Source organism: uncultured Microbacterium sp., from assembly GCF_963524805.1.
In the GTDB taxonomy this organism is placed as follows: Bacteria; Actinomycetota; Actinomycetes; order Actinomycetales; family Microbacteriaceae; genus Microbacterium.
On the sequence record NZ_CAURGG010000008.1, the window covers coordinates 50,719 to 72,227 of the forward strand.

A 21,509-nucleotide genomic window follows, 5' to 3' on the forward strand; every position below is an offset into this window, starting at 1 on the left:
GAACAGGGCCGTCGGAAAGGAGACCCATGTACTGGACTTATCTGCGGCGCGAACTGGTCGGCCGCAAGAATCAGACGATCATCGTGGCCACCGGTCTTGCGATCGCGATCGCCCTGGTCATCGTCGTGACCTCGCTCGCGGCCGGGGTGCGCGACGCGCAGGCGCGGGCGCTCGAGTCGGTGTACGGCGTCGGGACCGATCTGACGGTCACCGGTGCGATGACCGAGCCGGGGTCAGGCGGAGGCCCGCGGTTCGAGTTCGATGAGGCCGACGGTCAGAGTGGCGACGGCTCGACGAATCTGAGCCAGTCGCGCCTGATGACCGACTTCATGCGCGGCACCTTCGAGGCCTCCGCCCTGGAGACGATCACGGACATCGAAGGGGTCGCAGCCGCGTCCGGGGCGCTGAGTCTGACGAACACGACGTTCTCGGGAGAGCTGCCGGATTCCGCAGCCGTGCCGGATGCGGGCGCTGCGCCCGGCCAGGGCGACGCGGACGCCGGCCCGCCGAGCGGCGGTTTCGGCGGGGGGAGCTTCGATGTCGACGCGTTCTCCGTGCTCGGCGTCGATCCCGCCGCCGCCGCGGTGGGACCCCTCTCCGCGGTGACACTCACCGAGGGCCGCGCGCTGGAAGCGGACGACACCGGCCGGGACGTCGCCGTGCTGGACGCCACCTACGCGACGAGCAGCGGCCTCGCCGTCGGCGACACGATCGACGTCGGCGGAACCGACCTGGAGGTGGTCGGCATCGTCGCCTCGACATCGAGCGACGCGGACACAGCGGCGAATGTGTACATTCCGCTGGACGTGGCGCAGAGCCTCGCCGGCGTGGAGGACGTCATCTCCACCGTCTACGTCCAGGCGGATTCCGCCGACGCGATCGCCACTGTGCAGTCCCACATCGAGGAGGCGCTTCCCGAAGCGACCGTGAGTGCGCAGTCGGATCTGGCATCGAGCGTGTCGGGATCCCTGGCCAGCGCCTCCGGGCTGATCACCGGTCTGGGCACCTGGCTCGCGATCATCGTGCTCGCCGTCGCGCTCATCCTCGCCGTCCTCTTCACGATCTCCGGCGTCTCGCGCCGCACGCGCGAGTTCGGCACTCTGAAGGCGATCGGGTGGTCGGATCGCCGGGTGGTCGGCCAGGTCGCGGGAGAATCGGTCACGCGGGGACTGCTCGGCGGCGCGATGGGGCTCGCGCTCGGGCTGCTGGGCATCGGGATCGTCAACATCATCTCGCCCACCGTTTCGACCGCCCCGTCGGCCGTGAACGTCGGCCGTCCCGACGGTGCGAGCGGCGCAGGCCCCGGCGGTGGGGGACCGGGCTTCGGTTCCGTCCTCGACCAGACAGGCGCGGCGGATGTGGTGCTGAACGCCCCGCTGACGCTGTGGGTCGTCGCGGCGGCGATCGCCATCTCGATCGTCGGCGGCCTTCTCGCCGGCGCGTTCGGCGGGTGGCGGGCCGCGCGGCTCAGTCCGGCCGAAGCGCTGCGATCGGTCGCGTGAGCGACGGTTGGAACCCTCAGCGCCCGAACGCGCACCCTTCGAGAACATCACCCACGGCACCCCAGGAGACCTCATGTCCGAGACCCAGACGCAACAGCCGCCGCGCACACCGGCCGCCGCATCCGAAGCGCTCTACCGCCTCATCGGCGTGACGCGCGTCTACTCGCAGCGCGGCCGCACCGTCACGGCGCTCGCCGGCGTGGACGTCGAGATCGCGGAGGGCGACTTCGTGTCGATCCAGGGGCCGACCGGCGGCGGAAAGTCCACACTGCTCCAGCTGCTCGGTGCGCTGGAGAAGCCCACGAGCGGAAGTGTGAAGCTCGCAGGAGCCGATTTCGCTTCCGCCTCCTCGGCCGAGCTCGCGCGGACGCGCGCCGAGGAGATCGGGTTCGTGTTCCAAGGGTTCAACCTGATCCCCACCCTGACCGCACGGGAGAACGTCGACGCGGCACTCGAACCGCTGGGCCTGCCGAAGACCGAGAGGCAGGCGAGGGTCGCTGAGGCGCTTGCCCACGTCGGACTCGCCGACCGTGCGGACCATCGTCCGGGCGAGCTTTCCGGAGGTCAGCAGCAGCGCGTCGCGATCGCCCGCGCGATCGTGAAGCGCCCGCGCGTGCTGCTGGCCGATGAGCCGACCGGCAACCTGGACGAGGCGATGCGCGACGAGATCCTGGTCGTCCTGGAGCGGCTCAACGCCGACGGACTCACGCTCGTGATCGTCACGCACGACTCGGCCGTGGCGGGTCGAGCGCGTCGCCGGCTGAGGCTGGAGAAGGGAACGCTGCGTGAGGTCACCACGTGACTGCGGCAGCGCTGTGCTCAGCCGGCAGAACGCGCGTAGGCGGCCATCCGGTCGAAGGTCGCGTCCAGTCCTTCGTCGAACGTCTGCTCGTCGGGGTGCGCGTCGTAGTGGTCCACGATGCGCCGCGCACCTTCGTCGAACGTGATGGTCGTGCGGAACTCCGGTACGAGGGCGGTGACCTTCGCACAGTCGAAGACCACGGAGTGCGCCTTGTCGCCGAGCAGGCCCGGCCCGAGATCCGGCGCGAACGCGGCGATCGCCTCGGAGGCGACATGCACGAACTCCGGATCGCTCACGCCGGCGGCATCCGCGAGCCAGCCGTAGATCTGGTCCCATGTGGGCGCGTGCGTGCCGGTGATGGTGAAGGCCTCGCCGATCGCGGCCGGGTTGCCCAGCAGGCCCGTGAAGGCGACCGCGAAGTCGTCGGAGTGGGTGAGGGTCCACAGGCTGGTGCCGTCGCCGTGGATCACGACGGGTTTGCCCTGCCGCAGGCGGGCGATGTCGGTCCAGTGCCCCATCGTCGGGATCAGCCGTTCGTCGTACGTGTGCGAGGGCCGGACGATCGTGATCGGGATGCCGCGCTCGCGGTACGCGGCGACCAGCAGGTCCTCGCAGGCGATCTTGTCGCGCGAGTACTGCCAGAACGGGTTGCGCAGGGGAGTGGACTCGGTGATGGGGAGGCGCTGCGGAGGCTTCTGGTACGCCGACGCGGAGCTGATGAAGACGTACTGCCCGCAGCGGTCCGCGAACTGATCGAGGTCCGCCCTGACGTGTTCCGGGGTGAACGCGAGGAACTCCGCGACGACGTCGAACTCCGCGTCGCCCACGGCCGCGCGAACGGACGCGGCGTCGCGCACATCGGCGATGAGCTCGTGCACCCCCTCCGGCAGATCACGGCGCCCGGACCCGCGATTGAGGACGGTGACGTCGTGGCCGAGGGCGACCGAGCGCCGGACACTCGCCGCGCTGATGGTTCCGGTGCCGCCGACGTAGAGGATGCGCTGGGAAGTCATCGTTCCATCGTGCCCGATACCCGCCCCGACGGCACGTAGAGTGTGCGCGGGAGTGAAATGACAGTCGTCGACAATGCCATCTACGTGAGCGGGCACCGCACGTCGGACCCCTCATCGCTCGACCAGACCTTCGAGGAGATGAGCGACCGGCACGGGATGGCCTGGATCGGCCTGTATCGCCCCGACGAGGCCGAACTCCGCGAGATCGCCGAGGAGTTCGATCTGCACCCCCTCGCCGTCGAGGACGCGCTCAACGGCCACCAACGGCCCAAGCTCGACCGCTACGGAGACTCGGTCTTCGTCGTGCTCCGACCGGCGCGCTACGTCGACGACGCCGAAGAGGTCGAGTTCGGCGAGGTGCACGTGTTCGCCGGGCCGGAGTTCGTCGTGACGGTGCGCCACGCCGAGTCGCCCGACCTGGCTCGCGTCCGTCACCGACTGGAGGGTGACCCGGAACTGCTCGCCCGCGGACCGATGGCGGTGCTCTACGGCATCATCGACGAGGTGGTCGACGAGTACGAGCCTGTCGTGATCGGTCTCGAGAACGACATCGACGAGATCGAGAATCAGCTCTTCGCCAACGACCCCGGGGTGGCGCGGCGCATCTTCGGCCTGACGCGCGAAGTCATCGATTTCCAGCGCGCAGTCGGCCCGCTGGTGCCCATTCTGGAGAGACTGCAGGCCGATGCGGACTCCTTCGGCATCGACCTGGAGGTCAAGCGCGCCTTCCGGGATGCGCACGACCACGCGATCCGCATCGTGGAGCGCTCGGCGAGCTTCCGAACGATCCTCGAGAACGCGCTGCTGCTCAACTCGACGCTGGTCACACAGCGCCAGAACGACGCGATGGCCGAGATGACGGAGTTCAGCCTGTCGCAGAACGAGCAGGTCAAGAAGGTGTCGGGGTGGGCGGCGATCCTGTTCGCACCGACCCTTGTCGGAACGATCTACGGCATGAACTTCGACTACATGCCCGAGCTGCACTGGGTGTGGGGCTATCCGATGGCGCTCGCCCTGATGGCGACGACGAGCTTCACCCTGTACAAGGTATTCAAGCGCAAGGGCTGGCTGTAGCGGCGGCGTCTGGACGGTGTCCGAGCCGGTCGGTATCGTCTGTGCGATGCAGATCGACGAACTTGTCTCCGCCCTGCCGGACCGCGTGCTGGCGCGCGGCGACCAGGGCTGGGAGGCCGCCCGGCACTTCCACTCGGGCACGGGGGACCCCGACGCCATCGTCCGGGTGGATTCGGTCGCCGACGTCGTGGCGGCCGTGCGCTGGGCTGCCGACCAGCACGTTCCGATCCTCGTCCGCGGCGGAGGGCACAGCGCCTGGGGAACCGTCCCTGGCGGCCTCACACTCGACCTGTCGGCGTTGGACGGGGTCGATCTAGACGGCTCGACCGTCCGTGTCGGCGGCGGGGCGACGTGGGGACACGTGGCCGAAGTGCTCAGCGGGCACTCTCTCGGGCTGAGCTCGGGCGACACCGCATCGGTCGGCGTCGGCGGCCTCACGCTCGGCGGCGGCATCGGCTGGATGGTCCGGGCCTGGGGCCTGGCCGCGGACCAGCTCGTCGGGGCCCAGCTGGTGGCCGCATCGGGCGAGGTCGTCGAGGTGACCGATGCCGCGCACCCCGAGCTGATGTGGGCGCTGCGCGGCGGGGGCGGCAACTTCGGCGTGATCACCCGGTTCGACTTCCGCGCCCACCCGCTGCCGGCTGTCGTGTTCGCGACGCTGACCCTGGCCGGTGATTCGAGACCGTTGCTGCGCACCGTGCGTGAGGTGATGCGCGACGCGCCCCGCGAGCTCACGGTGACATTCATGGACGTTCCCGCGATGGATCCGAACGCTCCGGCGGGCGCGACGCTCACCGCCGTCTGGGCGGGGGACGATGAGGACGCGGCGCGCGCCGCCCTCGCTCCGCTCCTGCGAGCCGAGGGCGTCGCCGATGCGGCGATCGAGACCACGAGCTACCCCGACATCCTGCTGGACATGCCGGCGGCCGACCCGGAGGTTCCGATGCCGGGATTCGTCGGCGGCAACACCCTCCTGCACGAGCTCAGCGACGAGGCGATCGACAGGCTGGTGTCCTTCCGCGAGTCGAACGCCGCATCGGTGCTGCTGCTGCGGTCGCTGGGGGGTGCCTACGGCGATGTGGCGCCGGCAGACTCGGCGTTTCCCGGGCGCGACGCCACGTGGTTCGCGATGGCGGGAGCATTCGACATCCCGGGACTCGTCGATGACGAGTCCCGACCGCGCATCCAGGCGGCGTGGGATGCGATCGAGGCGCTCGGATCCGGCGTCTACGGCAACTTCACCACATCGACCGACCCGGTGTTCGCGTCGAAGATGTATCCGGCGGGGACCGTGGCGCGACTGGCGTCCGTCAAACGCGCGTGGGACCCCTCCAACGTCTTCTCACGCAACCACAACGTGCTGCCGGCGTGAGGTCAGCGCGTCCCGCCTAGTGCGTGTCCTCGGCTTCGATCTCGGTGCGGTCGCCCGACCAGAGGGTGTGGAAGGTGCCCGGCTTGTCGATGCGCTTGTAGGTGTGCGCACCGAAGAAGTCGCGCTGGCCCTGGACGAGTGCCGCCGGCAGGCGCTCGGCGCGCAGGCCGTCGTAGTACGACAGCGACGAGGAGAATGCCGGAGCGGGGATGCCGGCGCCGGCAGCGGTCGACACGATGCGACGCCACGAGTCCTGCGCACGGCCCAGTGCCTCGACGAAGTAGGGCGCCGTCAACAGCACCGGCAGATCGGGAGTCTGCCCATACGCGTCGGCGATGCGGTTGAGGAACTGCGCACGGATGATGCAGCCGCCGCGCCAGATCTTCGAGATCGCGCCGAGATCGATGTTCCAGTCGTACTCGGCCGCACCGGCCCGGATCTCGTCGAAACCCTGCGAGTACGCGACGATCTTCGACGCGTAGAGGGCCAGGCGGACATCCTCGATGAAGGCGTCGGCATCCTCGGCGGTGAAGCCCTCCGCGGGTCCCGGCAGCTCGCCCGACACCGAGCGCTGCTCGGGGTGGCTCGAGAGCGAACGGGCGAACACGGCCTCGGCGATGCCCGAAACGGGCACGCCCAGGTTCAGCGCGGTCTGCACCGTCCAGGCGCCCGTGCCCTTCGCGCCGGCCTGGTCGAGGATGACGTCCACGAGCGGGCGGCCGGTCTCCGCGTCGACCTGGCGCAGCACCTCGGCGGTGATCTCGATGAGGTAGGACTCCAGTTCGCCGCGGTTCCACTCGGCGAAGACGTCGGCGATCTCGGCCGGAGTTCTGCCCGTGCCGCGCCGGATCAGGTCGTAGGCCTCGGCGATCAGCTGCATGTCCGCGTACTCGATGCCGTTGTGCACCATCTTGACGAAGTGCCCGGCGCCGTCATGACCGACGTGGGTGACGCACGGCTCACCCTCCGCGATCGCGGCGATGCTCTTCAGGATCGGTCCCAGGGTCACCCACGACTCGTCCGAGCCGCCCGGCATGATCGACGGGCCCAGCAGGGCGCCCTCCTCGCCCCCCGAGATCCCTGCCCCGACGAAGTTGATCCCCGTCTCGCGCACCGCCTTCTCACGACGGATCGTGTCGGTGAACAGCGCGTTCCCGCCGTCGACGATGATGTCGCCGGGCTCGAACACGTTCACGAGCGCGTCGATGACGGCATCCGTCCCCGCACCCGCCTTCACCATGATGATCGCCGTGCGCGGCTGCGACAGAGACGCCGCGAACTCCTCGTACGAGGCGGCCGGAACGAACTCCGCCTCGGGATGTGTGCTCGCCAGATGCGCGGTCTTGTCGTGGCTGCGGTTGAAGATCGCGACGGTGTTGCCCTCGCGGCTGGCGAGGTTGCGGGCGAGGTTCGAGCCCATCACCGCAAGGCCCACGACGCCGATGTTGGCGGTCGGCCGGGTCGAGGCCCGGGGACCGGAAGGCGAGGGCGCCGGGCGGGGCACGTCCTGGCGGCTGGGAGCGCCCTCGTGCACCTCCGTGGATCCGGGATGCTGATCACGATCCGTCGAGATGTTCGTCTGTGCCGGGTTCTCGTTCGAGGACACGCCTAGCTCCTTGCCGTCAACGGGGATTGGATTCCAGCCTAGGGTCTGGCCGGGGCGCGTTACGTGCCGGTCGCGCGGCGCGCGGCCGGGCGCATCTGCTGTCGCGCTTCAGTCCTTGCGGTAGCTGGCGCGGCCCATCGACCAGAAAGCCAGCACGGTGCCCACCAGGCCCAGTGCGGAGATGACGCCGATCACGCCGAGGAGCATCGCTGAGGCAGTCTGGCTGTCGATCATCATTCCTCCGGAGGCAGAGACGGGCGTCCCCCATGGTAGCGGTGCGGCGCCCGCGTCCGCCGCTGGTAGACTAGGCGATTGAACTTCGGCGAGGGATGCCTCGCACCGGCCGGAAGGCCTGGGTGCGGCATCCGTGATCGACGCAGTGATGCAGGCTCACGGCTTTCCTCACGCGCTCGCGTTCGAGTCGAATGCAGACCCCAATACCTGGGCCCGGTGGGCCCGACATCGAACGGGCCGTGTGCCCGCAAGGAGAATCACCATGGTTACCGAGACCGACACCAAGGTCGTCGCAGAGGTTCGCGAGAACTTCGGCAAGGGCTTCGCCCGACGCCTGCGCGCCGCCGGCAAGATCCCCGCCGTCATCTACGGCCACGGCTCCGACCCGGTGCACGTCGCCCTGCCCGGCCACCAGGTCGCGCTGCTCATCCGCCGCGCCAACGCGGTGCTCGAGCTCGACGTCGACGGAAAGCAGCAGCTGACCCTCGTCAAGGACGTGCAGAAGGATCCCGTGCACCAGATCATCGAGCACATCGACCTGCTGGTGGTGCGCAAGGGCGAGAAGATCCAGGTCGACGTGCCCATCTCGATCATCGGCGAGTCCGCCCCCGGCACGATCGCCGCGCAGGATGCCAACACGGTGCTGCTCGAGGTCGAGGCCACGCACATCCCCGAGCGCATCGAGCTGGACGTCGAAGGCCTCGAGGAGGGAACGCACATCACGGCTGCCGACCTCACGCTGCCTCGCGGCGCGTCGCTCATCGTCGACCCCGAGACGCTGATCGTCGCGATCTCGGTGCCGTCCTCCACCCTCGCCGCCGAGGATGAGATCGCCGAGCTGGATGCGGCCGTGGCCGCCGCCCAGTCGCTGGAGGCCGAGGCCGAGGCCGAGGGCGAGACCGAGGGCGACTCCGAGTAGGTCGCCGTGCGTGAGAGGGGGATGCGGCCGCCGCATCCCCCTCTTGCGTTCTGCAGCGTCGCCTCGACGGCGCGAACGCGCCGCTTTGGCAGGATGTGAGACATGGCAGACACGTGGCTGATCGTCGGACTGGGCAACCCCGGTCCGCGCTACGAGCTGACGCGGCACAACGTCGGTCAGCTCGTCGTGGACGAGTTGGCCGCTCGTCGCGGGGAGGCCTTCCGCTCCCACAAAGCCAACGCCCGCGTCGTGGAGACCTGGCTGCGCCCCGGCGGCGCCAAGCTCGTGCTCGCCAAGCCGAATACGTTCATGAACGTCTCCGGCGGCCCGGTCGCAGGGCTCGCCGCCTTCTACGGGATCGAGCCGGACCGGGTGGTCGTGGTGCACGACGAGCTCGACATCCCCTTCGACACGGTCAAGCTGAAGACCGGCGGTGGGCACGGTGGCCACAACGGCGTGCGCGACGTGGCGAAGGCCCTGAACTCACCGGAGTTCGCTCGCGTGCGCGTCGGCATCGGCCGGCCGATCGGCCGTCAGGATGCCGCCGATTGGGTTCTCGACCCGTTCGGGCCCAGCGAGCGCAAGAACCTGCCGATCCTCGTGTCCGACGCCGCGGACGCCGTCGAGCAGCTGGTGGACGAGGGTCTGCTCGCCGCGCAGCAGAAGCACCACGCGCCGCGGCTGTAGAGCTCAGCCGCCGGCTGACGCTCCCGAGGCGAAGCCGGTGGTCAGGAACACCTGGACGGCGATCGCGAAAGCGATCGGACCGATCGCGGCCACCACGACCGCGGCGATGCCCCACCCCCGGCCGCGATTCTTCACGATCGCGACGATGCCCTGCACGAGCGCCCAGACACCGAGGATCGTGCCGGCCCAGAACGAGAGCTCGCCGACCAGCACCCACTCGCGCACCGGTGTGAGGATGGACCAGTCGAAGTCGATGTCGGCGGGGTCGACCACCAGCTGTCGACCGGTGCCCACCCCGATGCTGAACGCGGCGATCGAACCGACGATCGTCGCTGCGACCGTCGCGAGCACGGCGAGGACGAGCGCCACGATCCCGAGCGTCGCCCCGCCCCGTGGAGCGGCGGGCCCCGGCGCCGCGACGTAGGGACCGTATCCCTGCACGGGCGCCGTGTAGCCCTCGGGGGGCGCGTACCCGTGCATCTGCGGGGGAGCGTATCCCTGCACCGGGCCGGAGGGCTGCCAGGCAGTGCGGTCGTAACCGTGCGGCGCCGATGACCCGTAGGGCAGCGTCGGATACTGCTCGGTCGCGTACGGCGGCGCCGGCGGCGCTGCGGCGGCCTGCGCGGCAGGCGGCAGCGGAGGCAGGGGAGGGACCGGGGGGATGCCGGCGGGCCGCTGCGGCGGCACGGTCTGTTCAGGTGTCGCCTCTTCGCCGGCCGGGTTCTCGGTCACGGCACTCATCCTAGAAGCAGGGCGTGCGTCGCCGTCCACCCCGGGCGAGCCGAGTGTCGGCGAGCGCCCGTAGAATCGTCCGGTGACAGTTCCCGGGATCGTGCGCGCCCTCGAACAGGCGGAGTCGTTCCGGGATGCCGTGGCTTCGGCATCCGTCGATGCCGACTTCTCGCTCGTCGAAGGCCTCGACGCGCCCCTGCTCGCCTCCCTTCTCGAGCGGCGCAGGGCCGGCGGCCGGCAGGGCGCGCTGTTCGTCGTCGCCCCGACCGGGCGGCGGGCAGAGTCGCTGGGTCCGGCGCTGGAGGCGCTGCTGCCCGGAGCCGAGGTCATGCACTTCCCGGCGTGGGAGACCCTGCCGCACGAGCGGCTCAGCCCGAGTCCCGAGACCGTGGGGCGCCGCCTCGACGTGCTCAAGCGCATCGCACGATGGAGCGGGCAGGCCCCGCTGGTCGTCACCGCCTCGGTACGGGGCGCGCTGCAGCCGCTCGCCGCAGGGCTCGCGGACGCCGTCGACGTGCACCTGGCGGTCGGCGAACGAGGTCATGACCTCGCGCAGGTCTCTGCGCGCCTGGTGGAGCTGGCCTATCACCGCGTCGACATGGTCTCGCGCCGCGGCGAGTTCGCGATGCGCGGCGGCATCCTCGACGTCTTCCCGCCGATCGCCGACCATCCGCTGCGCATCGAGTTCTTCGGTGACGAAGTCGATCAGATCCGCGCCTTCTCCGTCGCCGATCAGCGCTCGCTTCCCGGCGAGGTCCGCGCCGTCGATCTGCCCGCGAGCCGCGAACTCCTGCTGACCCAGGCCGTCCGGGACCGCGCGCGCCGCCTGAAGGACGAATTCCCCGGCATCCGCGGCATGCTGGAGAAGATGGCCGAGGGCATCCCGGCCGAGGGGATGGAATCGCTCATCCCGGCCCTGGTCGATGACATCGTCACCGTGGTGGACTACCTGCCGAAGGACTCGGCGATCGCGCTGGTCGATCCGGAGCGGGCGGTGACCCGGGCGATCACGCTCCTGGAGACCAACAGGGAGTTCCTCGAGGCGGCGTGGAGCGCCGCCACCGCCGGCGCGGCGAGCCCCGTCGACATCGGCTCCGGGGACTTCGTCAGTCTGCCTGCCCTGCGCGACGCGGCGGGTCAGCGCGGCATCGCGTGGTGGACGCTGAGCGCATTCGATTCGGGTGAAGCGGATGCCGCGGCCGAAGGCCTGCTCGAGGTCGCCGCCGGCTCCGGTGTGCGTGTCCCGGGTTCGTCGGTGCCCTCGTTCCAGGGCAACGTGGACGGCGCGACGGCGCACGTCGGGGACCTCCTGGCCGCCGGCTGGCGGGTCGTGGTGGCCGCCTCCGGCGCGGGGCTGGTCGAGCGGGCCCGCGACGTGATGGCTGAACGCGGCATCGCCGCGCGCCGGGTGGACGAGGTGCTGACCGCCCCCGAGCCCGGGGTGGCCCACGTCGTGCTGTGCGAGCTCGAGCGCGGCTTCGAATCCGCGGACGCGAAACTCGCGGTGCTGACCGAGACCGAGTTCTACGGCCGCACGATCGGCGGTGATCAGCGCCTGGTGAAGAAGCTCGCGTCGCGACGGCGCAACGTCGTGGACCCGTTGCAGCTGAAGACCGGCGACTTCGTCGTGCACGCCACGCACGGCATCGGCAGATTCGTCGAGCTGACCCAGCGCGAGGTCTCCAGTGGGGGGCGCAATCCGGTCAAGAGCGTGCGCGAGTACCTCGTCCTGGAGTACGCACCGTCCAAGCGCGGGTACCCGGGCGACAAGCTCTACGTCCCGACCGACCAGCTCGACCTGCTCTCGAAGTACGTCGGCGGAGAAGCGCCGACGCTCTCGAAGATGGGCGGCAGCGACTGGGCGCAGGCGAAAGGCCGCGCGCGCCGGGCCGTACGCGACATCGCGGTGGAGCTCGTGAAGCTGTACTCGGCGCGCATGGCGGCCAAGGGGCACGCTTTCGGACCCGACACGCCGTGGCAGCGCGAACTGGAAGAGGCGTTCCCGTTCGCCGAGACGCCCGACCAGCTGCAGACGATCGACGAGATCAAAGCGGATATGGAAAAGCCCATCCCGATGGACAGGCTGCTCTCGGGCGACGTCGGCTTCGGCAAGACCGAGGTCGCGGTCAGAGCGTCGTTCAAGGCGATCCAGGACGGCAAGCAGGTCGCGATGCTCGTGCCGACCACGCTGCTGGTCAAGCAGCACCTCGAGACCTTCACCGAGCGCTTCGCCGGGTTCCCCGTGCAGGTGCGCGCGCTGTCGCGGTTCCAGACCGACAAGCAGGCCCGCGACACCCTGTCCGGATTGACGGACGGCACGGTCGACATGGTGATCGGCACCCACCGCATCCTCACCGAGGGAGTGATCTTCAAGGACCTCGGACTGCTGATCATCGACGAGGAGCAGCGCTTCGGCGTCGAGCACAAGGACAAGCTCAAGAAGCTCAAGACCAACGTCGACATCCTGGCGATGAGCGCCACCCCCATCCCGCGCACGCTCGAGATGGCGGTGACCGGCATCCGGGAGATGTCCACGCTGCAGACCCCTCCCGAGGACCGGCATCCGATCCTGACGTACGTGGGCGCCCGCAACGACAAGCAGATCGCCGCCGCGATCCGCCGCGAGCTCCTGCGCGAGGGGCAGATCTTCTACGTCCACAACCGGGTGCAGTCGATCCAGCGCGTCGCCGCGCACTTGGCCGAGCTCGTGCCCGAGGCGAGGATCGCCGTCGCGCACGGTCAGATGGGCGAGCACGCCCTCGAGCAGGTCGTCGACGATTTCTGGGAGCGCCGGGCGGATGTGCTCGTCTCCACGACGATCGTCGAGACCGGACTGGACATCGCGAACGCGAACACGATCATCATCGACCGCGCCGACAAGTACGGCCTCTCCCAGCTGCATCAGCTGCGGGGGCGGGTCGGCCGCGCCCGCGAGCGCGCGTACGCCTACTTCCTCTACGACGAGAACAAGCCCCTGTCCGAGACCGCGGCGGACCGACTCGAGACGATCGCGGTCAACAACGACCTCGGCAGCGGCATGCAGGTGGCGCTGAAGGACCTGGAGCTGCGCGGCGCGGGCAATTTGCTCGGCGCCGAGCAGGCCGGACACATCGCCGGCGTCGGATTCGACCTGTACCTGCGCATGATCGGCGAGGCCGTGGCGACGTTCCGCGGCGAGGAGACCGAGGGGCCGACCGAGCTGCGCCTGGAGCTGCCCGTCCAGGCGCGCATCCCCGAGTCGTACATCGACAGTGAACGGCTCAGACTGGAGGCGTATCAGAAGCTCTCGGCCGCGGCATCCGCCACCGCCAAGGATGACGCGATCGACCTCGTCGTCGACGAGCTCCGCGACCGCTACGGCGAACTGCCGTCAGAGACCGAAGGGCTCCTCGCCGTCGCGCGCCTGCGCCGTCGGGCCGCTCAGGCGGGACTAGCCGACGTCGTCGCGATGGGACCCAACCTGCGCATCGCCCCCGCGAACCTCGCCGACTCGATGCGCGTGCGCCTGCAGCGGCTGTACCCGAGCTCGAAGGTGCTCTCGGGAGGAGAGGCGATCGTGATCCCGATGCCGCGTGCCGGCGACGAACGCGTGTCGGATGCCGATCTCATCGCCTGGGTGCGACAGCTGCTGGACCAGCTGTTCCCGCTGCCGGCCGCGGAGCTCGCCCCGGACGGCGCGAGCGCCTCGTGATGCGCCTGCGGCGGCACACCGGGCCAGCGTCCATGGCGCCGGCGCTCGTCAGGCCATAGAGTCGCCGGATGGACGTGGGGGGCAGCCGGGGCCGGCTCGGCGAGGCCGCTGCCGCCTTCACGAGCAACTGGCAGAACCCCAATCTCCGCCGCGCGCAGCTGAGCTTCCTCGGGGCGTGGACGGCGGAGTGGGCCTTCACCGTCGCGCTCGGGATCGTCGCCTACAACGCCGGAGGAGCCCTCGCGCTCGGCTTGGTGGGCCTGCTGCGGATGCTGCCCTCCGCACTGCTGGCTCCGCTGCTCTCGCCGTTCGCCGACCGCGGGCGCCGCGAGCGCGTGCTGGTGGTCGTCTCCACCCTGCGCGGCGCCGCCACGGCCGTGGCGGCGCTGACGGTGGCTCTGTCCGGTCCGGTGTTCCTCGTGTACGCCCTCGCCGTCGTCTCGACGATCGCGGCGACCATGTTCCGCCCGGCGCACTCCGCGCTGCTGCCGACGCTGTGCCGCACCGGGCACGAACTTGCCAGCGCCAACGTCGTACGCGGGCTGCTCGACTCCGTCGCAACCCTCGTCGGGCCACTGCTCGCCGCGGTGCTGCTGGCCTTCACCGACGTGTCCGTCGTGTTCGCCGTGGCTGCCGCCGCCTCGTTCTGGGCCGCCGTCCTGCTGCTGCGGGTGCGGTACGACGCCCCTCCCCGCCCGTCGGCCGAGCGTCGGACCCGCCTCATCACCGAGGCGGTCGAAGGTGTGCGCGCGGTCACCCGCAGCCGGGACCTGCAGCTGATCCTCGGCCTGGCCTCGGCGCAGTCGCTGACCCGTGGAGCGCTGACGGTCTTCTCCGTCGTCGTCGCGATCGAACTGCTGGGGACCGGCGAATCCGGCGCCGGTGCTCTGATGGCGGCGGTCGGCGTCGGCGCGGTGATCGGCTCGCTCGCGGCGTCGCTCCTGGTCGGCACCGGCCGGCTGGGGGTGTGGTTCGCCGTCGGCGTCACTCTGTGGGGGCTGCCAGTGGCCCTGATCGGCGTCTTCCCGCAACAGGCTGCGGCGCTTTTCCTGCTGTCCTTCGTGGGCGTCGGCAACGCGCTGATCGACGTCGCCGGCTTCACGCTGATCGGGAGGCTGGCGCCGGACGAAGTGCTCGCGCGCGTCTTCGGCGTGCTCGAGAGTCTCGTCGCCGTCTCGATCGGAGTGGGGGCGATCCTCGCGTCCGCGCTGATCGGCTGGTTCGGGATCCCTGCGGCACTGATCGCGATCGGGCTGATGTGCCCCGTCCTGGCGCTGCTGGCGCTGCGCCGGCTGCGCCGCATGGACGGCACCGTCGGTGACCTCGACGTGGACATCGGACTGCTGCAGCGCGTGCCGATGTTCCAGCCGCTGCCGCTTCCGTCGATCGAGCAGCTGGCCCGAGGGCTGGAGAGCGTCGACGTGCCCGCCGGACGGGCCGTGATCACCCAGGGCGAGATCGGCGACCGCTACTACGTGATCGAGTCGGGCGAAGCAGACGTGCTGGGCGACGGCCGCGTCGTCGCGTCTCTTGGCCCGGGGGAGGGGTTCGGTGAGATCGCACTGCTGCGCAGCAGCCGGCGCACCGCGACCGTGGTCGCCCGCACACCGCTGGAGCTGCGCGCCCTGGAGTCGGACCGGTTCATCGCGGTCGTCCTCGGGTACACGCCGAGCGCCACGGCTGCGGCCGCCGGCGTCGACGACCAGCTCGGCCGCTACGCGCCAGACCGTCCGTCGGAAGACGCGTCGGGGTCGCCGTGAGGGGCCGGCCGCTTGAGCTGCACCGCAGCAGATGGGATCGTGAGCCATGACATCCGAGCGGACTGCGCTGCTGATCGCGGACATCGGCGGGTACACCGAATACATGAGCACCCACCGGATGACGCTGGCGCATGCCGAGGTCAACACCGCGCGGATGCTGGAGCGCATGATCGAGGCGGCTCCCGGCTTCGACCTCGTGGAGATCGAGGGCGACGCCGCCTTCCTCTCACGCCGCACCGGCACCCGCGCACCCGAGACGACGGTGACCGACATCCTGCAGGTCGCGGTGGCGATGCACCGCGCGTTCCACCTCGAGCGGCAGTACGTCTCGACCAACCTCTGCCCGTGCGGCGGCTGCCGTGAGGCGGGCAACCTGAAGCTGAAGTTCGTGGCTCACGTGGGCGAGGTCGCCACGCAGAGCATCCGCGGCCGCAGCAAGCTGATTGGAATCGATGTGATCCTCGTGCACCGCCTGCTGAAGAACTCCGTGCCGATCCCCGAGTACGTGCTGCTGTCGGAAGAGCTCTACAGCACCGAGAAAGCCGCCGTGCCCGAGCCGGTTCAGCAGATCACACCGGAGCTCGAGGGGATCGGCACCGTCCGGGCGTACTTCGTCGACGTCGCGGACCTGGACGACTCGGCTCCGCCCCTCGCCTCGCCGTCGTGGCGCACCCGACTGGGCAACACGTTCTCCGCCGTCGGACAGGGTCTGCCCTACATGCTCGGCGTGAAGCAGCCGCGACGCCCGCGTCACGCGAGATGACCGCATCCTGCGGACGGCGTCCGCCCTCGCCTGCGAGAGGCGCACCGCCGACGCTACGCTGGCGGTGATCGCTGGTCGCCGCCGACGGATGGAGCAGCCGTGCAGTACGAGCACCTCGGGGCGCGGCCCCGCATTCACCCGGATTCGGTGATCGCGCCGACCGCGGTCATCAGCGGCGACGTCGTCATCGGCGCGGACTGCCAGGTCCTGCACGGAGCGGTGATCACGGCAGAGGGCGGGCCGATCACGCTCGGGGTGAACGTCATCGTCATGGAGAACGCGCTCATCCGCGCGACCGCGGCCAACGCCGTGCACATCGGCGGGCACACGCTCGTGGGGCCGATGGCGAGCGTATCCGGGGCGACGATCGGCGACGAGGTGTTCCTCGCGACCGGCACGCGCGTCTTCAACGGCGCACGCATCGGTGAACGCAGCGAAGTGCGCATCAACGCCGTGGTGCACCTGCGCTCGGTGCTGCCGCCGGAGAGCGTCGTGCCGATCGGCTGGGTGGCCGTGGGCGATCCCGCCCGGATCCTGCCCGCCGAGCGCCATGACGAGATCTGGGCGGCCCAGAAGGAGCTCGACTTCCCCGGCTACGTCTTCGGAATCGACCGGGAGACCCCTGACCTCATGGTGCAGCTCACGGAGCGGTACGGCCGCAGCCTGGCGCGCCACGACCGGGACGTGCGGCTCGACTGAGGCCGCCGCAGCTCATCCGGTGTTCTGCAGGCCGGCCGCCACCCCGCTGACCGACAGGAGCAGCAGGCGCTGCTGCTCGGGGTCCGCCGGTCCGCCGGCGGCGGCATCGGCGCGCAGCGCCCGCAGCGCCCGCAGCTGGAGCAGCGAGAGCGCGTCGACGTAGGGGCTCCGCATCTTCACGGCGCGCTGGAGCACGGGCTTGTTGTCCAGCACGTCGTCACCGGCGGTGACGCGCACGACCCACAGGCGGGTGAGCTCCATCTCCTCCATGACCAGTTCGGCGAGGTCCTCCCGGTCGCCCAGGTCGAGATAACGACGGGCGATCCGCGGATCGGCCTTGGCCAGGCTCATGGCGACGTTGTCGACCATCGTCTGGAACAGCGGCCACTCCCGGTAGGCCTGGCGCAGGAGTTCTTCGTCGCCGACCGCGTCCAGGGCGCTGCCGAGCCCGAACCACCCGGCGAGGTTGATGCGCGCCTGGGTCCACGCGAACACCCACGGGATCGCTCGGAGGTCCTCGAGCGACTCGACCGACAGCCCACGCCGAGCCGGCCGCGATCCGAGCGCGAGCAGGCCGACCTCCTCCATCGGCGTGACCTGAGCGAACCACGGCGCGAAACCGGGAGCCTTGACGAGGTCGAAGAACCGAGCGCGGGATGCCGCGTCCATGGTCGCGGCGACCTCCGAGAAGCGCTCGGCGGCCTCGCTGTTGCGCCGTTCGATCGAGGGCGCGGAGGCCATCAGGATGGCGGCGGCGACCTGATCGATGTGCCGCATGGCGATCGCGGGATCCCCGTACCGGGCGAAGATCACCTCGCCCTGCTCGGTGAGCTTGAAGCGTCCGTCGACCGAGTGCGGCGGCTGGGCGAGGATCGCGGAGTTCGCCGGGCCGCCGCCGCGGCCGAGCGCCCCGCCGCGACCGTGGAAGAGCGTCAGCTCGATGCGGCTGCGCTGAGCCCACGCGGCGATCTCGGCCTGCGCGACATAGAGGGCCAGGTTCGCCGCGACCGGTCCGACGTCCTTCGACGAGTCGGAGTACCCGAGCATGACCTCGAGGCGGCGGTCGGTCGCCTCCAGTCGCGCCGCGAACTCCGGGTGCTCGACGATCTCGGCGAGGATCTTCGGGGCTGCCTGCAGATCGGCGAAGGTCTCGAAGAGCGGGATGACCTCCAGCACCGGTGCGGCGCCCTCGCCGGCGGCGTAGCGGGCGAGGCGGTGCACGTTCGCCAGATCCTGCGCGGACCGGGTGAACGAGACGATGTAGCGACCGGCCGCGCGCGGACCGTAGCGCTTCTGCAGGAATGCGACGGCGCGGAACACGTCGAGGACCTCTTCGGCCAGCTCGGACCGCGGACCCCCGGCATCCAGTTCGGCCAGCACGGTCGCGTGCACCGCGGAGTGCTGGCGCACCTCGAGCTCGGTGAGATGGAAGCCGAACGTCTCGACCTGCCACAGCAGCTGCTGCAGGTGCCCGTACGCCTGGCGCGGGGCGCGCGCCTTCACGAGCGAGTCCTGCACGATCCGCAGATCGATCAGCAGCTCCTCGGGGTCGACGTACGCCAGGTCGGCGTCGCGGGCACGGGTGGCGGCGATCTTGCGGGCGATGAGCAGCACGATGCGCCGGTGCGGTTCGTTCGGCGAGCGCTTGGCGATCTCGGTCGCGGCCTCCTCGTCGGCGGCCTTCAGGCGCTGCCACAGGGCGAGCAGCGCCTCGCTCGGCGGCGTGGTGGACGCGTCGAGCGTCAGTCCGCGCCCGATGCGGTTGGCGGTGCGCTCCAGACCGAGCAGGACGTGCTCGCTCGCGATCGCGGCGGCTTTGCGCGTGACGGATGCCGTGACGAACGGGTTGCCGTCGCGGTCTCCGCCCACCCACGATCCGACCCGGACGAAGGGCCGGACGACCGGTGCGCGGCCACCGGCTCCCGGCCCCTGCAGCGCGTCGTCCACGCGGCGGTACACGTGCGGCACGGCGGTGTACAGCGTCTCGTCGAAGACGGCCATGACGGCGCGCACCTCGTCGGTGGGCGAGGGCTTCTCGGGCCGCAGCGGAGCGGTGCGCCACAGCGTGTCGATCTCCTCCAGCATCCGCCGTTCGGCCCGCCGCTGGTCGGCTCCGTTGCGCAGCGAGGCGTCGTGCTCTTCCAGGAACGTCGCAAGGCGCCGGATGCTCGTCGAGATCGCCCGGCGGCGGGCCTCGGTCGGGTGCGCGGTGAAGACCGGGTGGAATCTGAGGTTCTGCAGCCGGGTCAGCGCCGTGTCGTCTCCCACCTCTGCTGCCAGCCGGACGAACGCGGCCGCGACCGAGTCCGTCGCATCCTCGCGGTCGGGCCGTCCGTCGCGCTCCCGCAGGATCCGCACCCGCTGGTGCTCCTCGGCGAGGTTCACCAGGTGGAAGTACGCGGTGAACGCGCGGGCGACCTCGTCGGCCCGCTCGATCGTGAACGAGTCGGCGATCTGCGCGGCGCTCGCGAACGCCTCCGGCGATTCGTCGGTGTAGGCGTGGATCGTCGCGACGCGCAGGCGCTCGACATCGTCGTAGAGGCCGGGACTGCCGCTCTCGCGCAGCACACGTCCCAGGAGCGCGCCGAGCATGCGGACATCCCCCCGCATCCTTTCGGGGATCTCCTGGCCGGCCTCGAAGCGTCCGACGAGGTCGATCGCCTCGGTCTGGGTGAACTCGCGCATGCGCTCCAAGGTAGTGCGGTTGTGTTTCCTGCTCGTCACGTGTGACGGCCGCGTGACACCGCCCGGGCCCACCGTCGTTACACTCGGAAGCTGGAGTGCCGGGAAGTCTGGTCGGCGGCGGTGCGCGCGCGCCCATCGCCCATCCCCGATGAAAGGACACGCGTGTCCCTGCTTCGTTCCGCACGCTTCCCGGCGATCGTCCTCCTGGCCGCGGCGATCCTCGCGCTGGTGCTGGCCAACTCGCCGATCGGGCCGGCGGTGCTCGCCGTCAAGGATGCGTACATCGGCATCCCCGGGGTGTTCGAGCTGTCGGTGGGCCACTGGGTCCAGGACGGGCTGCTGGCCGTCTTCTTCTTCATCGTGGCCATCGAGCTGCAGTTCGAGCTCACGAACGGCGAGCTCAACTCCGCCCGCAAGGCCATGCAGCCGGCAATCGCCGCCGCCGGCGGAGTCATCGTGCCGATCGTCATCTTCCTGCTCGTCTCAGCCGGCACCGATTCCGCGCGCGGCTGGCCGATCCCGACGGCGACCGACATCGCGTTCGCGCTCGGGGTGCTGGCCGTCTTCGGCAAGGGCCTGCCCGCCGGCATCCGGATCTTCCTGCTGGCCCTGGCGATCCTCGACGACATCGTCGGGATCGTCTTCATCGCCGTGCTGTTCACCGACGGGGTCGACTTCGGGATGCTGGCGCTGGCCGCCCTGGCTGTCACGGTCTTCGGCGTGCTCAGCCGTCAGATCGACACGCGCGCCCGCATCCCGATCACGATCGCGCTCGTGATCCTCGGAATCGCGACCTGGGTCCTCGTCTACGAATCCGGGGTGCACGCCACGATCGCCGGCGTCGCTCTCGGCCTGGCGATGGCGCAGCAGCCGGCCCTGCACGCGCGCCACGCGCTCGAGCCGTGGGTGAACGGGGTCGTCCTGCCGCTGTTCGCCTTCTCGGCGGCTCTGGTGATCATCCCCTCCGTCGCTCCGTCGCAGCTCGCTCCGGCTTTCTGGGGAGTGCTCATCGCGCTGCCGGTCGGCAAGATCATCGGCATCACGCTGTTCGGCTGGGTGAGTCTGCGCGTCGGCAACCGCGGCGCCGCGCCGCACCTGTCCTTCGCGGATCTGCTCTCGGCCGGCGCGCTCGGCGGCATCGGCTTCACCGTGTCGCTGCTGCTGTCCGAACTGGCCTTCGCCGGCGATCCGCTGCTGCGCGATGAGGCGACCCTCGGCGTGCTCGGCGGGTCGCTGATCTCCCTGATCATCGCCGGCGTGCTCGTGGCGCAGCGCGCGCGCCACTACCGCCGGGTCGCACCCGATGCCGAGAAGGTGACCGCATGAGCGGCGATCCGCTGCGCACGGCTGCCGACACCATGCACGACGTGCGCGAGCGCTGCGTGTGGACGCAGCAGATCGACCACCGCGCGCTCGTTCCGTACCTGGTCGAGGAGAGCGCCGAGCTCATCGACGCCGTTGAGGAGGGCACCCGCGCCGAGCTGCGTGAGGAGCTCGGCGACCTGCTCTGGCAAGTGCTGTTCCATGCCGAGATCGCCTCGCGCGACCCCGACGACCCGTTCGACATCGATGATGTCGCCCGCGGGCTCACCGAGAAGATGGTGCGCCGGCATCCCCATGTGTTCGCCGGCGAGGTCGCGGAGACGCCCGAGCAGGTGCTCGTGCTGTGGAACGCCGCGAAGGCCGCCGAGAAGCACGAACGCACGAGCGTGCTCGACGGCGTGTCGCAGCGGATGCCCTCGCTCGCGCTCGCGCAGAAGCTCCTCGGCAGGGCGTCACAGGTGGGCGTGGAAGCCGAACCCGTCGAGCAGCCGCGCACCGAGGCCGAACTGGGTGACGCGCTGCTCGGTCTGGTCGCGACTGCCCGCCGGAACGGGTGGGATGCCGAGCGGGCGCTCCGGGAGCGGCTCCGGGAGCTGCAGGAGCAGATCCGCGACGCCGAGCGGGCCTGACACACTTGTCGAGTGGCA

Annotated in this window: 17 protein-coding genes; 12 read left to right on the forward strand and 5 right to left on the reverse strand. The window is 70.4% G+C overall.

Annotated features, from left to right (window positions below; genetic code table 11):
- Nucleotides 1–26: 26 nt before the first annotated feature.
- Nucleotides 27–1,502: an ABC transporter permease gene (locus RWQ91_RS13955; RefSeq protein ID WP_314507132.1), complete on the forward strand. Its 1,476-nt coding sequence runs from the start codon at nt 27–29 to the stop codon at nt 1,500–1,502.
- A 73-nt stretch (nt 1,503–1,575) separates the two neighbouring features.
- Nucleotides 1,576–2,304: an ABC transporter ATP-binding protein gene (locus tag RWQ91_RS13960; protein WP_314507135.1), complete on the forward strand. Its 729-nt coding sequence runs from the start codon at nt 1,576–1,578 to the stop codon at nt 2,302–2,304.
- 17 nt (nt 2,305–2,321) lie between these two features.
- Here RWQ91_RS13960 and RWQ91_RS13965 read toward each other — a convergent pair whose 3' ends face one another.
- A complete protein-coding gene (locus tag RWQ91_RS13965) occupies nt 2,322–3,317 on the reverse strand; it encodes an SDR family oxidoreductase (RefSeq protein WP_314507137.1) in 996 nt (331 codons plus the stop codon).
- 57 nt (nt 3,318–3,374) lie between these two features.
- On the opposite strand from RWQ91_RS13965, the gene corA reads away from it, so the two are divergent.
- Nucleotides 3,375–4,391 carry a magnesium/cobalt transporter CorA gene (gene corA / locus RWQ91_RS13970; RefSeq protein WP_314507140.1) on the forward strand — a complete coding sequence of 339 codons (1,017 nt, stop codon included), beginning with the start codon at nt 3,375–3,377 and terminating at the stop codon, nt 4,389–4,391.
- A gap of 46 nt (nt 4,392–4,437) precedes the next feature.
- Entirely contained in the window at nt 4,438–5,763 is a 1,326-nt protein-coding gene (locus RWQ91_RS13975; RefSeq protein ID WP_314507142.1) for an FAD-binding oxidoreductase, read from the forward strand.
- 16 nt (nt 5,764–5,779) lie between these two features.
- Here RWQ91_RS13975 and gndA read toward each other — a convergent pair whose 3' ends face one another.
- Together gndA and RWQ91_RS13985 are read right to left on the reverse strand one after the other, a co-directional pair.
- Nucleotides 5,780–7,267 carry an NADP-dependent phosphogluconate dehydrogenase gene (gene gndA / locus RWQ91_RS13980; protein WP_314507367.1) on the reverse strand — a complete coding sequence of 496 codons (1,488 nt, stop codon included), beginning with the start codon at nt 7,265–7,267 and terminating at the stop codon, nt 5,780–5,782.
- Nucleotides 7,268–7,477: 210 nt separating this feature from the next.
- Nucleotides 7,478–7,603, reverse strand: coding sequence for a hypothetical protein (locus tag RWQ91_RS13985; RefSeq protein ID WP_314507145.1), 126 nt, complete (start codon nt 7,601–7,603; stop codon nt 7,478–7,480).
- A 262-nt stretch (nt 7,604–7,865) separates the two neighbouring features.
- Between RWQ91_RS13985 and RWQ91_RS13990 the strand changes: the two genes are divergently transcribed.
- Nucleotides 7,866–8,522, forward strand: a complete 657-nt coding sequence (locus tag RWQ91_RS13990; protein ID WP_314507147.1) for a 50S ribosomal protein L25/general stress protein Ctc — start codon at nt 7,866–7,868, stop codon at nt 8,520–8,522.
- A gap of 102 nt (nt 8,523–8,624) precedes the next feature.
- Entirely contained in the window at nt 8,625–9,209 is a 585-nt protein-coding gene (gene pth / locus RWQ91_RS13995) for an aminoacyl-tRNA hydrolase (RefSeq protein WP_314507150.1), read from the forward strand.
- A gap of 3 nt (nt 9,210–9,212) precedes the next feature.
- On the opposite strand, the gene RWQ91_RS14000 is transcribed toward pth, so the two are convergent.
- The gene (locus tag RWQ91_RS14000; protein WP_314507151.1) at nt 9,213–9,941 is read right to left on the reverse strand and encodes a hypothetical protein; all 729 of its coding nucleotides are present in this window, start codon (nt 9,939–9,941) and stop codon (nt 9,213–9,215) included.
- 82 nt (nt 9,942–10,023) lie between these two features.
- Here RWQ91_RS14000 and mfd point away from each other — a divergent pair, with 82 nt between their 5' ends.
- The 4 genes from mfd (at nt 10,024) to RWQ91_RS14020 (ending at nt 16,854) form a co-directional block, all read left to right on the forward strand.
- Nucleotides 10,024–13,632: a transcription-repair coupling factor gene (gene mfd / locus RWQ91_RS14005; RefSeq protein WP_314507153.1), complete on the forward strand. Its 3,609-nt coding sequence runs from the start codon at nt 10,024–10,026 to the stop codon at nt 13,630–13,632.
- Nucleotides 13,633–13,700: 68 nt separating this feature from the next.
- Nucleotides 13,701–15,392 carry an MFS transporter gene (locus RWQ91_RS14010; RefSeq protein ID WP_314507155.1) on the forward strand — a complete coding sequence of 564 codons (1,692 nt, stop codon included), beginning with the start codon at nt 13,701–13,703 and terminating at the stop codon, nt 15,390–15,392.
- A gap of 46 nt (nt 15,393–15,438) precedes the next feature.
- Nucleotides 15,439–16,155 (forward strand): DUF2652 domain-containing protein, encoded by a 717-nt coding sequence (locus tag RWQ91_RS14015; RefSeq protein ID WP_314507158.1) that lies wholly within the window; start codon nt 15,439–15,441, stop codon nt 16,153–16,155.
- Between the two features lie 99 nt (nt 16,156–16,254).
- Complete coding sequence (locus RWQ91_RS14020) at nt 16,255–16,854, forward strand: gamma carbonic anhydrase family protein (RefSeq protein ID WP_314507161.1); 600 nt, start codon at nt 16,255–16,257, stop codon at nt 16,852–16,854.
- Nucleotides 16,855–16,866: 12 nt separating this feature from the next.
- Here RWQ91_RS14020 and RWQ91_RS14025 read toward each other — a convergent pair whose 3' ends face one another.
- Nucleotides 16,867–19,539, reverse strand: coding sequence for a phosphoenolpyruvate carboxylase (locus RWQ91_RS14025; RefSeq protein WP_314507163.1), 2,673 nt, complete (start codon nt 19,537–19,539; stop codon nt 16,867–16,869).
- A gap of 162 nt (nt 19,540–19,701) precedes the next feature.
- Between RWQ91_RS14025 and nhaA the strand changes: the two genes are divergently transcribed.
- Nucleotides 19,702–20,865, forward strand: coding sequence for a Na+/H+ antiporter NhaA (gene nhaA / locus RWQ91_RS14030; RefSeq protein ID WP_314507165.1), 1,164 nt, complete (start codon nt 19,702–19,704; stop codon nt 20,863–20,865).
- On the forward strand, nt 20,862–21,491 hold the full coding sequence (locus RWQ91_RS14035) for a MazG family protein (RefSeq protein ID WP_314507168.1): 630 nt from the start codon (nt 20,862–20,864) through the stop codon (nt 21,489–21,491). The genes nhaA and RWQ91_RS14035 overlap by 4 nt, the downstream gene beginning before the upstream one ends.
- Nucleotides 21,492–21,509: the final 18 nt, after the last annotated feature.

Excerpts from the sequence above, each read along its gene's own strand:
- RWQ91_RS13955 (WP_314507132.1), top strand. The coding sequence starts at position 27 with ATGTACTGGACTTATCTGCGGCGCGAACTGGTCGGCCGCAAGAATCAG.
- RWQ91_RS13960 (WP_314507135.1), top strand. The coding sequence starts at position 1,576 with ATGTCCGAGACCCAGACGCAACAGCCGCCGCGCACACCGGCCGCCGCA.
- RWQ91_RS13965 (WP_314507137.1), bottom strand. The coding sequence starts at position 3,317 with ATGACTTCCCAGCGCATCCTCTACGTCGGCGGCACCGGAACCATCAGC.
- corA (WP_314507140.1), top strand. The coding sequence starts at position 3,375 with ATGACAGTCGTCGACAATGCCATCTACGTGAGCGGGCACCGCACGTCG.
- RWQ91_RS13975 (WP_314507142.1), top strand. The coding sequence starts at position 4,438 with ATGCAGATCGACGAACTTGTCTCCGCCCTGCCGGACCGCGTGCTGGCG.
- RWQ91_RS13985 (WP_314507145.1), bottom strand. The coding sequence starts at position 7,603 with ATGATCGACAGCCAGACTGCCTCAGCGATGCTCCTCGGCGTGATCGGC.
- RWQ91_RS13990 (WP_314507147.1), top strand. The coding sequence starts at position 7,866 with ATGGTTACCGAGACCGACACCAAGGTCGTCGCAGAGGTTCGCGAGAAC.
- pth (WP_314507150.1), top strand. The coding sequence starts at position 8,625 with ATGGCAGACACGTGGCTGATCGTCGGACTGGGCAACCCCGGTCCGCGC.
- RWQ91_RS14010 (WP_314507155.1), top strand. The coding sequence starts at position 13,701 with ATGGACGTGGGGGGCAGCCGGGGCCGGCTCGGCGAGGCCGCTGCCGCC.
- RWQ91_RS14015 (WP_314507158.1), top strand. The coding sequence starts at position 15,439 with ATGACATCCGAGCGGACTGCGCTGCTGATCGCGGACATCGGCGGGTAC.
- RWQ91_RS14025 (WP_314507163.1), bottom strand. The coding sequence starts at position 19,539 with ATGCGCGAGTTCACCCAGACCGAGGCGATCGACCTCGTCGGACGCTTC.
- RWQ91_RS14035 (WP_314507168.1), top strand. The coding sequence starts at position 20,862 with ATGAGCGGCGATCCGCTGCGCACGGCTGCCGACACCATGCACGACGTG.